Source organism: Streptomyces sp. NPDC127098, from assembly GCF_042722465.1.
In the GTDB taxonomy this organism is placed as follows: Bacteria; Actinomycetota; Actinomycetes; order Streptomycetales; family Streptomycetaceae; genus Streptomyces; species Streptomyces millisiae.
Window position 1 is genome coordinate 1 of record NZ_JBHXFJ010000048.1, and the last position, 12,876, is coordinate 12,876.

A 12,876-nucleotide genomic window follows, 5' to 3' on the forward strand; every position below is an offset into this window, starting at 1 on the left:
GCCCCTAGGGGCGCGGGGAACTGCGCGACCAGCCACAGCCGCCCTGTGGTCAACCCATCCACCTTTCCCAGCGAAGCGCACCCGTTTCCGGCCGTTCCGCTCCGTTTCGTCGCTGAGTCGGCGGGGAACCCGAGGCGCGTCCGCGAGAGCTGGTTGCGGAGGTGGTCAGGTATGACCAAGCGGACCGAGAAGACCGCGCACGCCGTCATCGACACGTGTGGCGAGACCTACGCCGAGCAGGCGGGTATCCGGCTGCGGAACAGCCCGGCATCGCTCTACCAGCTGCTGGTGCTCTCCCACCTGCTGTCCGCCAGGATCAGCTCGGGGGTGGCCGTCGCCGCGGCCCGGGCGTTGTTCGACGCCGGCATGCGGGACGCGCGACACATGGCGGACGCCACCTGGCAGCAGCGGGTCGACGCGCTGGGCGAGGGCCACTACCGGCGCTACGACGAACGCACCTCGACCCAGCTCGGCGACGAGGCGAACCTGCTGCTCGAACGCTACGGCGGCGACCTGCGGCGACTCCGCGAGGAGGGGGACGTGGCCGAGCTCCTCCAGCAGTTCCCGGGGATCGGGCCGACGGGCGCCGACATCTTCCTCCGCGAGGCACAGGCCGTCTGGCCCGAGTACGCGCCCCGGGTGGACGACAGGATGCGGGCCGGCGCCGAGCGGGTCGGCCTGCCGCGCTCGCCGGGGGCGTTGTCCCGTCTGGTGAGCGAGGAGGAGCTGCCGCACCTGGCCGCGGGCCTGGTACGAGTCTCACTGAACAAGGGCCTGGCCGACGAGGTGCGCGCGGCGTCCCACTCCACGGCCAGTTCCGGCTGAACCAGCACAGGCACGGCCGAAACCGACATTCCCTCAGCTGACGATCCCTCATATGATCAACCAGGGGACCCGCTGGGCAACACCCAAGGACTACCCGGGAGGCTCACCATGGCCGACATCGAGGCGCTTGAGCTCGACGCGCTGTGGACCGACTTCCACTCCGTCGTCAACATGACGTCCCAGGAGCTCGCGGCCTGGCTGCGGACCAGCAGCGCCGGCGAGAACAGCGAGGAGGTGCCCGACCACTCGGGCTCCGAGCGCGGCCGGGGCGTGCTGGCGATCCTGCGGAAGCGGCAGATGGATCTCACCGACGCCGACATCGCGCTGATGCGCGACGTCGTGGACGCGGTACGCGAGGAGCGGGACGCGGGGCCGAGGGCGGCCCTGCCGGAGCCGGAGTGGCGCTACCGGCTGATGTCCCTCGGCCACGACCCCCTGCGCGCGCCCAGCTGACACGGGCCTGGCGGCCGGCCCGGCCATCGTCCGACGCGCCGGGCGAGTCGGTGCGGATCGCCCCGGAGCCGAACACCGGGCCTCGCGCGGCGTGGGTGACCGGCACCCACGGTGTCACCGCGACTCGCCGGTCGCGCAGGGCGGCGCCATCGCTTGGCGGGCCACCGTGCCAGCCTTACGGGCGGCGTACCGGCTCCGGCACGGGTTCGACGGATGGCTCGACCGACGTTCGCGACGTGGCCTCCGGTGCCGGCCGGGCCAGCGCGCGCCACCAGGGGGCGCCCGGGAGGTCGCCGGCCGCGGGCTCGAACGACTCGCCGGGGCGGGGCATCGTCACCGCCACGCCGGCCGCCGAGGCCGCCCGCAGGGACCACTCGGCCGGCTCCTCCCACGGGTGCGGCGCGAGGTTGAAGGTGGCCCAGTGGATCGGCAGCAGGACCCCGTGCGGGCGGCCGCCCGACAGGTCGAGGTGGGCCTGGACGCCCTCCTCGGGCGTCATGTGGACGTCCGGCCAGAACTGCGGGCTGTAGGCGCCCATCTGCATCATCGTGGCGTCGAACGGGCCGAGCCTGGCGCCGATGTCGGCGAAGCCGGGGAAGTATCCGGTGTCGCCGCTGTGGAAGACCCGGTGTCGCGGGCCGGTCACGGCCCAGGAGGCCCAGAGGGTGGCGCCCTGGTTGCGCAGGCCGCGGCCGCAGAAGTGCTGGCCGGGGGTGGCCGTCAGGGTGAGCTCGCCGACCGGCGCCGACTCCCACCAGTCGAGCTCGATGATCCGCTCCGCCGGCACCGACCAGTGCTCCAGGTGGGCGCCGACCCCGAGCGGCACCGCGAAGACGGTGTCGGTGCCGGCCAGCTCCCGGATGGTGGGCATGTCCAGGTGGTCGTAGTGGTCGTGGGAGACGACCACCACGTCCAGCCGGCCAAGCTCAGCCAGGGACATCGGCACCGGGTGCAGCCGGCGCGGGCCGGCGAAGCCGAACGGCGAGCAGCGCTCCCCCCATACCGGGTCGAACAGCACCCGGTGCCCGTCGATCTCGACCAGCGCCGTGGCGTGCCCGAGCCAGGTGAGCCGCAGTCCGCTGGCCGGCGGTGAGCCGGGGTCGAGGACGGCGGGCCGGACCACGGGTGGCGCCTCGGTGGGGGTGCGCCGGGCCCAGCGGGCCCGGTCGAAGGACTCACGCAGCAGCGGCAGGGCCTCCCTGGCCCGCAGGGTGCGGGTGGGCCGCTCGTTGCGGAAGGCGCCGTCGCGGAACTGCGGGGAGCGGCGGATCCTGGCCAGCCGCGCCCCGGTCGGCTCGGCGCCGAAGGAGGCGGGGCGGAGTCTGGCGAGCGGGGATGTGCGGTGCGGTTTCTCGGCGGCCGGTGTCTGCTCTGCCATGTGGACCTCCCTGATGCGGGTCGTTGGCCACTGTAGATGATCGCTGTGACGACTCGTCACCCTCCGCGAGCGGCCGGGGCGACGAGGGACGTCTGCCCCGTCGAGGGTGCGTCATCCGGGGCGGGATGGCGTCCGCCTCAGAGGTGATCTTCCGGCGCGCCGAATACACCACCAGTTCGACTCGCGGCCGGCGGTGGCGCCCGTAGGCTTGCCCCCATGGACGTGGCGCGTCGTGACCGGATGGACGCCTGCCTGGCCGTGCTGGTGCTCGCGCTGTGCGCGTTGAACGTCGGGCTCGACGAGGAGTTGCGCGGCGGGAGTCTCCTGGTCACCGTGGCTCTTTCGCTGGGGGCGGCGTTCGCGGTGGCGCTGCGCCACCGGCTGCCGGAGCGCGTGCTGGTGCTGACGCTCGTGGGCTGCGTGGCCCAGGGCGCGTTGGACAACGGACTGCTCGCCACGGTGCCCGCCGTCTACGCCGTGGTGTCCACGGTGGCGGTGCACGGGGCGCCCTGGGCGGTGGCGCTGGCGCTGGCCGGCGGCGTCGGAGCCGCCGTGTCGGGGGCGATGTGGAGCATCGCCAGGGACGAGATGCCGGTCGGCACGGCGGCGCAGCTCGGCGTCGCGGTGCTGCTGCCGTTCACCCTGACCTGGGCCCTCGGCTACCGGAGGCGGTGCCAGCGGTGCTACCGGAGCCAGTTGGCCGAGCGCGCCGACAGCGTGGAGCGGATCGACGAGGCCCGCCGGCAGGCGGCGTTGGCCGCGCAGCGCGCCGAGATCTGCCGGGAGATGTACGACATCACCGGGCACCGGGTGGCCGGCATGGTGGTGCAGGCCGAGGCGGCGGGGCGGGTGCTCGACCGGGCGCCAGGACAGGCGCGCCAGGCGCTCCGGACCATAGCGCACGCCGGCCGGGAGTCGGAGACCGAGCTGCGCGGGACGCTGGGCCTCCTGCGCGGCTCGGAGCGGCGCTGAGCCGCCGCCTTCCGGGTCGGCGGGGTCAGATGGGGGTGGTCAGGGCGCGGGCCGGCTCGGGTCGGTGCACGCCACGCGGCCGGTAGCCGAGCAGGTCGGAGCGACCGGTGAGGTCGGCCAGCAGCCACAGGATGGCGAGCCACATCTCGGTGCCCTGCAGGCCGGGTTCGCGTCCCGGCCCGGTGCCCTCGGGGGCGGGGCCGAAGCCGAAGCCGCTCCCCTCCCGCCAGCGGCCGAGCGCCCGGTCCAGTTGGTCCTCGGCCCAGGTGCGGGCCTCGTCGGCGCGGTGCCCGGTGGCCCGGCCGGCGAGCCAGAGCGGGTGGGCCACGTCCAGCACGTTGCAGGCGTTCTCCCGTTCGCCGCCGAAGTAGCGCGGGTCGCGGGCGTGGTCGAGCACGGTGTCGATCACCCGCTCCGGGTACGGCACCGCCACGCCGAACTGCGCGAAGGAGCCTCGGGTGAGCCGGTAGTAGCCGTTGACGACCTGGAGCCGCCCGCTGTCCCTGGCCGGTCGGCCCCACATCCCGGTCCACGGGTCGACGCGGGTGAGCAGCCAGCCGAAGAGGGTCTCCAGGGTGCCGGGTACGCCCGGTTCCGCGCCGAGTTCCAGGTTCCACAGGGCGGCCGTGGCGAAGGAGTCGATCCAGCTGCCGGCGTGCCAGGCGCGGTCGGCCCAGGGCAGCCGGTCGAGCCGGTCGGTCAGCTGCCGGGGCGTCACGCCGGCGACGGCGCGCACGGGGTGGGCCGGGGCGCTGTCGAGCAGCCGCAGCGCGTAGCCCACGGACAGGACGTGGTAGAGCGCGGCCCCGTCGTCCACGAGGCCGTCGGCGGCCGGGGCGGGCAGGGTGGCGCCGAGTTCGGGCACCAGACCGGTGACCGGGTCCTGGGCGGCGCGCAGCCGCTCGACGTGGGCGACGGCCGGCAGTTGGGCGGGCGGCGCGCCGAGCAGCAGGTCGGCCAGCTCGACGGCGTCACAGTGCGCGCGGACGGTGGGCCGGGCGCCGGGGCGGTCCACGTACCGCTCGCCGTTCCAGGCGCGGGCCAGCAGGGCGGGGGCCTGCTCGCGGGCGGCGACGGCGAAGTCGGCGAGGCGCGCGTCGAGGTCCGCGCCCCGCCGCGCCCCCTCTGCGCCACCGGGGCGGCGCGCGGGCCGCCCGCGGGTGTCGCGGCGGTCGCGGATGAAGCGGGCCGGGTTGCCGGCCACCATGGCCCAGTCCGGCACGTCTCGGGTGACGACGGCGCCGGCGCCTATCACGCAGTGGTCGCCGATGGTGACCCCGTCGAGGATCACCACGTGCGAGCCGATCCACACGTCGTCCCCGACCGTGATGCCGCGGCTGGTGGTGGGCTGCCGGTGGACGCGGCGGTCGGGCGCGGTGGAGTGGTTGAAGCCGAGGAGGGAGGTGTGGGCGCCGATGCGGACGGCCTCCCCCAGGGTGACCTTGCCGCGCACGGTCGTGAACGGGTTGAAGGTGCAGTCGGCGCCGGCGGCGATGTCGCCGGTGAGATAGGCGTGCGCGGCGACGTAGGAGTCGTCGCCGAGCCGGAAGCGGTCGGGGTGGAGGGCGGCGAGCGGTGAGAGGTAGCAGCGGTCGCCGATCTCCGCGCCGGTCGCGGCGGTGAGCCGACGCTGGTGGGCGAGTTGGGCCGCGCGCTGCTCGGGGGTGGCTTCCTTCTCGAAGAGCCAGGGGCAGTAGTCGAAGCGTCCGTCCTGGGGGACCCGATCGTCCTGGGCGTTCATGATGTGGCTCCCGGTGTCGCCTACCGAATCCGGATGATGTTCGCACTTTCCCGGGTAGGGATGACCATGCCCCCGTAACCTGTGCGAAAAAAAGAAGATCGAAACGGGGCCGAAAGGCCCTCGCCGTCTCCAGACCGCGCTCCGCCCCTGTCATTCGGGAATACTGCCTATGCCGAGCACCGATGTGCTGAAGCGAGTCCTCACCGCGCGCGCCTCCGAGGACGCGACGCGGCCCAAGCGGCCACCGCTCGTCCGTGAGCTCCCGCTCGTCGTCTTCCTCTACCTGGCCTACAAGTTCGGCAGACGGGCGGCCAACGGCCAGTTCAGCGAGGCGTTCGACAACGCGGAGTGGGTGTGGCGGCTGGAGCGCGCCCTCCGGCTCCCCGGCGAGAGGGCCGTGCAGGACCTGCTGCTGCACAGCGAGGCGGTCATCCGCTTCGTCAACGTGTACTACGCGACGGTGCACTTCCCCGCCATCGTGGTCTTCCTGGTCTGGATGTACTGGCGGCGCCCGGGACACTTCGTGTGGGTGCGCTGGGTGTTGACGTGGCTGACCGGGGCGGCCCTCGTGCTGCACCTGCTGTTCCCACTGGCCCCGCCGCGGCTCTTCCGGCAGACCAGGATGATGGACACCGGCGTGGTGTACGGGCCTGCGGTCTACGGCAAGCCGGAGGCCGACTCGATGGCCAACCAGTTCGCCGCCATGCCATCGCTGCACGTCGGCTGGGCGGTGTTCATCGCCGTCGCGCTGATCGTCGTGACGCGCGGCCGGCTGCGCTGGCTGTGGCTGCTGCACCCGCTGATCACCCTGGTCGCGGTCGTCGGCACCGGTCACCACTACTGGCTGGACGGCCTGGTCGCCGTCGCGATCCTCGCCGTCGTGCTGGCCGTGCTGCGGCCGCCCCGCCTGCCGGCCCGGACCTCGGCGCCGGCGCGCAGCGGCGTCACGCGCGCCGACGGTCCGGGCGCGGAGGCCCGGGACGGTGGCGCCGACCGGGCGCCTGGCGGCACCCGGGACGCCGGAGCGCACCGGCATCACGCGTCCCCGTGAGCCCCCGTCGTGCCACCCCTGCTCCCTTGTCGCGCCGGATCGGCACCCATATCGTTGGTCCGCCGGACAACTCCCGTGATCAAGCCATAATCTGACGGGTGATGGAGCAGTCGGCTCGGGGAGGGATCAGCTCAATGACCACACGTGGACGCCACCGCCGTTACCGGCCCAACGCCGTCTCCCGCGCGTCGCTCACGGTCACCGCCTCCGGGGCCGGGCTCGCGTTACCACTGATCACCGCGGCCACCTCGTCGGCGGCGTCGGTGGACACCTGGGAGCGCGTCGCCGAGTGCGAGAGCGGCGGGGACTGGGACATCAACACGGGCAACGGCTTCTACGGCGGGCTCCAGTTCCAGCAGAGCACCTGGGAGGCGTACGGCGGCGGCGCCTACGCGGCCCGGGCCGACCAGGCCACCAGGGACCAGCAGATGGCGGTCGCCGAGGAGGTGCTCGCCGGGCAGGGCCCGAGCGCCTGGCCGCACTGCTCGACCGTGGCCGGGCTGGTCGTCGACGGCGTTGAGCCCGACATCTCCCCCAGGTCCGAGGCGGAGCCGGCGGTCGAGCCGGCGGTCGAGGCCGAGCCCGTGGCCCAGGCCGCCCCCGCCGCCGCGCCGGCCGAGGAGGACGTGGCCCAGGCCGACCGCTATGAGGTGGTGCGCGGTGACACGCTCTTCGGCATCGCCACCAGCCACGAGGTCAGCGGCGGTTGGCAGTCGCTCTACGAGCTCAACCGCGCCACCATCGGCGGCGACCCGGACCTGATCTTCCCCGGCCAGCGGCTGGCGCTGCGCCCCGGCGACGCGCCGGCCGAGGAGCGGCGTGCCGAGCCCGAGGCCGAGCCCGAGGCCCAGGAGGAGCCGGAGGCGGCGGCCGAGCCGGCGCCTGAGGAGGCCGAGGAGGCGGAGGCGGAGCGGGCCGAGGAGGCCGAGGCCCGGGAGGAGCCGGCCGAGGAGGAGCCGCAGGGCGAGCGCGAGGAGCGGCCCGCCGAGGCCGCCGCCTACACCGCGCCGGTCGACGCGGGCACGGGCACCGCCTACCACGCCACCGGCAGCTCCTGGTCCCGCGGCTACCACACCGGCGTCGACTTCCCCGTCGCCACCGGGACCACGGTCAGGTCGGTGGCCGCCGGCGAGGTGGTCTCGGCCGGCTGGGCCGGCTCCTTCGGCTACGAGGTGATCGTCCGCCACCCGGACGGCAGGTTCAGCCAGTACGCCCACCTCTCCGCCATCTCCGTCTCCGCGGGGCAGCCCGTGGGCAGCGGCCAGCGGGTCGGGCGCTCCGGCTCCACGGGGAACTCCTCGGGGCCGCACCTGCACTTCGAGATCCGCACCGGCCAGGCCTTCGGCACCGACATCGACCCGCTCGGCTACCTCAGGGAGCACGGCGTCACCGTGTGACATGAATCCGGGTGACCCGAATCGGCCGTCGCGCTGGCTTGATGCCGTCGCCCGGCGGGCCGACCTATCGGGACAGATGGCGCGCTAACCCCCGGGGGGACCGATGTCACTCCCCGCTTTCCTTCCCTCGTCTGGCGCGAAGTCAGTACCCTCGACCGTCGGGGCCAATTCGTGCATATGCAGGGGACATTGGAGACGCCGATGGAACGACCCGCCTGGGCGCCGCACGGCATCGACCTTTCGGTGCCGAGCGTTTCCCGGATGTACGACTTCTACCTGGGCGGTTCGCACAATTTCGAGGCCGACCGGGCGGCCGCCCGTGAGGCGATCGAGGCGTTTCCCGGGCTCCCCAAGATCATGCAGGCGAATCGCGCCTTCCTGCGGCGCGCGGTGCGCTTCGCGATATCCCGGGGTGTCACCCAGTTTCTCGACATCGGCTCCGGCATTCCGACGTTCGGGAATGTGCACGAGACGGCCCTGGCCGCCAGCGCCGACGCGCGCGTGCTGTACGTAGACAACGACCCGGTGGCCGTCGCGCACAGCCGGGCGGTGCTCGCGGACGAGGAGCGGACCGAGGTGCTGGCCGCGGACTTCCGCGACCCGCTGGGCATCGTGGGCGGCGAGACCACCCGCCGTTTCCTCGACCTCGACCGTCCGGTCGCGCTGCTGCTCGTCGCCGTGCTGCACTTCTTCGACGACGAGGCCAAGCCGCGCGAGCACGTCGCGACGCTGCGGGACGCGCTGCCGCCCGGCAGTCTCCTCGTGGTCAGCCACGCCGCCACCGAGAGCCTGCCCGGCACGCGCGAGCGCGGGAAGCGGCTGAGCGAGGTCTACCGCAGGGGCGGCGCCACCCTGGTGATGCGCACCAGGGACGAGGTCGCGACCTTCTTCGAGGGGTTCGAGCTGTTCGAGCCCGGGGTGGTGCCGCTGCCCGACTGGCGCCCCGAGGTGCCCGTCGCGGAGGAGGACCCCGTCGCCTATGCCGGATACGCGGGAGTAGGACGAAGAGCGTGACCGCCTCGCCTTGGGAACCCACCGGCGACCTCCCGGCCGACCTCGGCACCGAGCCGCCGGACGGGCCGCGCCGTTTCGCCAGGATCCTGTGCCGCGCCGTCTTCCCGGTCACCGCCACGTCGATGACCAGGCCGGAGTTCGAGGACCTGCTCACCGGCCTCGCCGCCGAGCTGGCCGCCGCCCTGCACGGCCGCCCCTTCGACCCCACGTCGGCGCGCGCCGTGGGGCAGGCGCTGGTGGCCGCGCACTGCACCGGGCCCGACTCGCTGCCCCGGGTGCTCGGCGTGATCGACGCCTACCTCGTCCTGTACTGCGCCGACCCGAACGTGCTCGCCCCCGACGAGGCGCGGAACCGCTGCGCCAGGCTCCAGCACGCCATCGCCGCCGGCTTCGCCGGCGCCCTGCAGGAGCGGACCCGCACCGAGCAGGAGGCGCTCTCCCGCGCCGCGATCACCGCCCAAACCGAGATAGCCGAGGCGCTGCACGAGAGCGAGACCCGGTTCCGCGCGGTCTTCAACGACGCGGCGCTCGGCATCGCCATCGCCGACATGTCGGGCAACATCCTCAACGTCAACGACGCGCTCGCCCGGATGTTCGGCGGCTCGGCGCACCACGTCCGCAGCCGCAACCTGCTCGACCTGACGCACCCGGAGGACTCCCCCGACGTCTGGCGGATGCAGCGCGAGCTGATGCGCGGCCAGCGCGAGCACTACCAGGTCGAGAAGTCCTACGCCCGCGCCGACGGCACGGTGCTGTGGACCAACCTCACGGTCTCGCTGCTGCGCGACGCCGACGGCGAACCGCGCTACATGATGACGATGATGGAGGACATCTCGGAGCGGCGCCTGCTCCACCTGCGGCTGCGCTACCAGGCCACCCACGACGAGCTCACCGACCTGCCGAACCGTTCGCTCTTCTTCGAGCGCCTCGAGCAGGCCATCGCGACCGGCTCGGGCTGCGACCGCGTCGGTCTGTGCTACCTCGACCTGGACGGCTTCAAGGCGGTCAACGACAGCCTCGGGCACGCCGTCGGCGACCAGCTGCTGATCGCGGTGGCCGAGCGGCTGCGGGCCTGCGCCACAGGCCCTGGCCAGCTGCTGGCCAGGATCGGCGGCGACGAGTTCGTCGCCCTGGTCATCGACCCGCCGACGCCGCGGGCCGTGACCGAACTCGCCGAGCGCGCCCTGGAGGCGTTGTCCTCGCCAGTGGAGCTCGGCGGTCGGGAGCTGATGGTGCGGGCCAGCATCGGCGTGGTCGAGGGGTCGACCCGCGACCTCACCGCGGCCGAGGTGCTGCGCAGCGCGGACATCACGATGTACCGGGCCAAGGCCGAGGGTGGCAACCGGTTCGCGCTGGCCGACCCGGACTCCGACGCGCGTGCCATCAGCCGGCACCACCTCACCCACCACCTGCCGGCCGCGCTGCGCGGCGCCGAGTTCTTCATCGAGTACCAGCCGCTGGTCAAGATGCGCGACGGCAGCCTGGAGGGCGCCGAGGCGCTGGTGCGCTGGAGCCACCCGCGACACGGGGTGCTCGGCCCCGACCGGTTCATCCCGCTCGCCGAGCACACCGGGCTGATCGTGCCGCTGGGCCGCTGGGTGCTGCGGGAGGCCGTGCGGCAGGCCTGCCAGTGGCAGGTACGCGGCATAGGGGGCGCCAGACCGCTGAAGGTCAACGTGAACCTCTCGCCGCGCCAGCTGCACCACCCGGAGCTGGTGGAGGACACCATCGCGGTGCTCGAGGAGGCCGGCCTGCCGCCGAGCTCGCTCTGCCTCGAGGTCACCGAGACGGCGATGATCAGGGCCGACGAGAACGAGCTGCGGCCGTTGCGGCAGCTCGCCGACCTGGGCGTGGGCATCGCCCTCGACGACTTCGGCACCGGCTACTCGAACCTGGCCAACCTGCGCCGGCTGCCGGCGAGCACCCTCAAGCTCGACCGGTCGTTCACGCAGGGACTGCAGCGTGCCCCCGCCGACCCGGTCGACCTGAAGATCGTCGAGGGCATCGTCTCGCTCGCCCACACCCTGGAGCTCTCGGTGACCGTGGAGGGCGTGGAGACCTCCACCCAGGCAGAACAGCTGCGCGACCTGGGCTGCGACTCGGCGCAGGGCTGGTACTACGCGCGGCCAGGACCGCCCGAGCGGCTCCCCGAGGCTGTCTGAGGGCGCGTCCCGGCAGCTGAAACTCCGGTGAGCGGCCCCCGTGCGGCTCGGTAGGATGAGTGACGTCCACTCACAGTGACCCGTCACCGTCCGTGACCCGATTCACTGCGCGTTACCTCACTCATTGGAGCATCCGAGGATGACCCGACACCTCATCACCAGTGCGTTGCCCTACATCAACGGGATCAAGCACCTGGGGAACATGGTCGGCTCGATGCTCCCGGCGGACGTGTACGCCCGCTACCTGCGGCAGCGCGGTCACGACGTGCTCTACATCTGCGCCACCGACGAGCACGGCACCCCGGCCGAGCTCGCGGCCAAGGCCGCGGGGCTGCCGGTCGCCGAGTTCTGCGCCCAGCAGCACGCCGCGCAGAAGGCCGTCTACGACGGATTCGGCCTGGAATTCGACTACTTCGGTCGCACCTCGTCGCGGCAGAACATCGAGATCACCCAGCACTTCGCCCGCCGTCTCAAGGAGAACGGCTTCATCGAGGAGCGGACCACCCGGCAGGTCTACTCGCTCGCCGACGGCCGCTTCCTGCCCGACCGGTACATCGTGGGCACCTGCCCCTACTGCGGCTACGAGGCGGCCCGCGGCGACCAGTGCGAGAACTGCACCCGGGTGCTCGACCCGACCGACCTGCTGGAGGCGCGCTCCGCGGTGAGCGGGTCGACGGAGCTCGAGGTCCGCGAGACCAAGCACCTGTTCCTGCTCCAGTCGAAGCTGGAGGGCGAGGTGGCGGCCTTCGTCGAGGCGCACGGCAAGGAGTGGCCGACGCTGGCCTCCTCCATCGCCCGCAAGTGGCTGACCGAGGGCCTGCTCGACCGGTCGATCACCCGCGACCTGGAGTGGGGCGTGCCGGTCCCGGCCGACGTCTGGCCCGACCTGGCGGCCGAGGGCAAGGTGTTCTACGTCTGGTTCGACGCCCCGATCGGCTACATCGGCGCCACCAAGGAGTGGGCGGACGCGGCCGGAGAGGGCGAGACCCGCGACTGGCGCTCCTGGTGGTTCGAGGCCGACGAGTCCGTCCGGTACACGGAGTTCATGGCCAAGGACAACGTCCCCTTCCACACCGTGATGTTCCCGGCGACCCAGCTGGGCACCAGGGAGCCGTGGAAGAAGGTCGACTACGTCAAGGCGTTCAACTGGCTGACGTACTACGGCGGCAAGTTCTCCACCTCGCAGAACCGCGGCATCTTCGCGGACGCGGCGCTTGAGCTGCTGCCGGCCGACTACTGGCGCTACTTCCTGATGGCGGGCGCCCCCGAGTCGGACGACGCCTCGTTCTCCTGGGAGCTGTTCTCCTCGGTGGTCAACAAGGACCTCGCCGACACCCTGGGGAACTTCGTGAACCGGGTGCTGTCCTTCTCCCGCAAGCGCTTCGGCGACCAGGTGCCGGCCGGCCACGCGGCGGGCGAGGCGGAGCGGCGGCTCGGCGACGAGGTCGCCAGACTGCTCGCCGAGTACGAGGAGCACCTGGAGGCGCTGCAGTTCCGCAAGGCGGCCTTCGCGCTGCGCGCGCTGTGGAGCGCGGGCAACGCGTACCTGGAGGAGAAGGCGCCCTGGCTGGAGATCAAGTCCGACCCGGAGGCGGCGGCGCTGACGCTGCGCACCGCGATGAACCTGATCCACCTCTACGGGGTGCTCTCCGAGCCGATCATCCCGTTCACCTCCCGGGCGCTGCGCGCGGTCTTCGACGCGCCGGAGGCGGCCGCGGCCGCGTGGGTGAGCGGCGAGGAGGCGCGGGCGCTGGGCGCCATCCGCGCGGGCACCGCGTTCACCGTGCCGCCGGTGCTGTTCGCCAAGATCACCGAGGAGGACCTGGAGTCCTTCAAGGAGCGCTTCGGCGGCCAGGAGGGCTGAGGCCCCCCCCTTCTCGCCT

Annotated in this window: 10 protein-coding genes; 8 read left to right on the forward strand and 2 right to left on the reverse strand. The window is 73.0% G+C overall.

The features are described 5' to 3' along the window. Window positions 1–171 precede the first annotated feature (171 nt). A complete protein-coding gene (locus ACFWI8_RS25665; RefSeq protein WP_387095831.1) occupies window positions 172–825 on the forward strand; it encodes an endonuclease in 654 nt (217 codons plus the stop codon). A 108-nt stretch (window positions 826–933) separates the two neighbouring features. Further along, window positions 934–1,278, forward strand: a complete 345-nt coding sequence (locus ACFWI8_RS25670) for a DUF3140 domain-containing protein (protein WP_311595466.1) — start codon at window positions 934–936, stop codon at window positions 1,276–1,278. A 175-nt stretch (window positions 1,279–1,453) separates the two neighbouring features. Here the strand turns inward: ACFWI8_RS25670 and ACFWI8_RS25675 are convergent, their stop codons facing one another. Continuing rightward, entirely contained in the window at window positions 1,454–2,656 is a 1,203-nt protein-coding gene (locus tag ACFWI8_RS25675) for an MBL fold metallo-hydrolase (protein ID WP_387095834.1), read from the reverse strand. Between the two features lie 216 nt (window positions 2,657–2,872). Here ACFWI8_RS25675 and ACFWI8_RS25680 point away from each other — a divergent pair, with 216 nt between their 5' ends. Next, on the forward strand, window positions 2,873–3,628 hold the full coding sequence (locus tag ACFWI8_RS25680) for a histidine kinase dimerization/phosphoacceptor domain-containing protein (RefSeq protein WP_387095836.1): 756 nt from the start codon (window positions 2,873–2,875) through the stop codon (window positions 3,626–3,628). Window positions 3,629–3,653: 25 nt separating this feature from the next. Here ACFWI8_RS25680 and ACFWI8_RS25685 read toward each other — a convergent pair whose 3' ends face one another. Then, a complete protein-coding gene (locus ACFWI8_RS25685; RefSeq protein ID WP_387095838.1) occupies window positions 3,654–5,369 on the reverse strand; it encodes an acyltransferase in 1,716 nt (571 codons plus the stop codon). A gap of 169 nt (window positions 5,370–5,538) precedes the next feature. On the opposite strand from ACFWI8_RS25685, the gene ACFWI8_RS25690 reads away from it, so the two are divergent. The 5 genes from ACFWI8_RS25690 to metG all read left to right on the forward strand — a co-directional run bounded on the left by ACFWI8_RS25690 (window position 5,539) and on the right by metG (window position 12,857). Beyond that, window positions 5,539–6,420 (forward strand): phosphatase PAP2 family protein, encoded by an 882-nt coding sequence (locus ACFWI8_RS25690; protein ID WP_387095841.1) that lies wholly within the window; start codon window positions 5,539–5,541, stop codon window positions 6,418–6,420. A 134-nt stretch (window positions 6,421–6,554) separates the two neighbouring features. After that, window positions 6,555–7,817 carry a transglycosylase family protein gene (locus tag ACFWI8_RS25695; protein WP_387095844.1) on the forward strand — a complete coding sequence of 421 codons (1,263 nt, stop codon included), beginning with the start codon at window positions 6,555–6,557 and terminating at the stop codon, window positions 7,815–7,817. A gap of 201 nt (window positions 7,818–8,018) precedes the next feature. Further along, entirely contained in the window at window positions 8,019–8,831 is an 813-nt protein-coding gene (locus tag ACFWI8_RS25700) for an SAM-dependent methyltransferase (protein ID WP_387095847.1), read from the forward strand. Continuing rightward, window positions 8,828–10,993, forward strand: a complete 2,166-nt coding sequence (locus ACFWI8_RS25705) for a putative bifunctional diguanylate cyclase/phosphodiesterase (RefSeq protein ID WP_387095850.1) — start codon at window positions 8,828–8,830, stop codon at window positions 10,991–10,993. Before ACFWI8_RS25700 ends, ACFWI8_RS25705 begins: the two co-directional genes overlap by 4 nt. A 139-nt stretch (window positions 10,994–11,132) precedes the next feature. Further along, entirely contained in the window at window positions 11,133–12,857 is a 1,725-nt protein-coding gene (gene metG, locus ACFWI8_RS25710; protein ID WP_387095853.1) for a methionine--tRNA ligase, read from the forward strand. Window positions 12,858–12,876 lie beyond the last annotated feature (19 nt).

Bases quoted from the DNA above. Each gene is read 5' to 3' on its own strand.
- ACFWI8_RS25695 (WP_387095844.1), top strand. From the start codon at position 6,555: ATGACCACACGTGGACGCCACCGCCGTTACCGGCCCAACGCCGTCTCC.
- ACFWI8_RS25675 (WP_387095834.1), bottom strand. From the start codon at position 2,656: ATGGCAGAGCAGACACCGGCCGCCGAGAAACCGCACCGCACATCCCCG.
- ACFWI8_RS25680 (WP_387095836.1), top strand. From the start codon at position 2,873: ATGGACGTGGCGCGTCGTGACCGGATGGACGCCTGCCTGGCCGTGCTG.
- metG (WP_387095853.1), top strand. From the start codon at position 11,133: ATGACCCGACACCTCATCACCAGTGCGTTGCCCTACATCAACGGGATC.
- ACFWI8_RS25670 (WP_311595466.1), top strand. From the start codon at position 934: ATGGCCGACATCGAGGCGCTTGAGCTCGACGCGCTGTGGACCGACTTC.
- ACFWI8_RS25690 (WP_387095841.1), top strand. From the start codon at position 5,539: ATGCCGAGCACCGATGTGCTGAAGCGAGTCCTCACCGCGCGCGCCTCC.
- ACFWI8_RS25700 (WP_387095847.1), top strand. From the start codon at position 8,019: ATGGAACGACCCGCCTGGGCGCCGCACGGCATCGACCTTTCGGTGCCG.
- ACFWI8_RS25665 (WP_387095831.1), top strand. From the start codon at position 172: ATGACCAAGCGGACCGAGAAGACCGCGCACGCCGTCATCGACACGTGT.
- ACFWI8_RS25685 (WP_387095838.1), bottom strand. From the start codon at position 5,369: ATGAACGCCCAGGACGATCGGGTCCCCCAGGACGGACGCTTCGACTAC.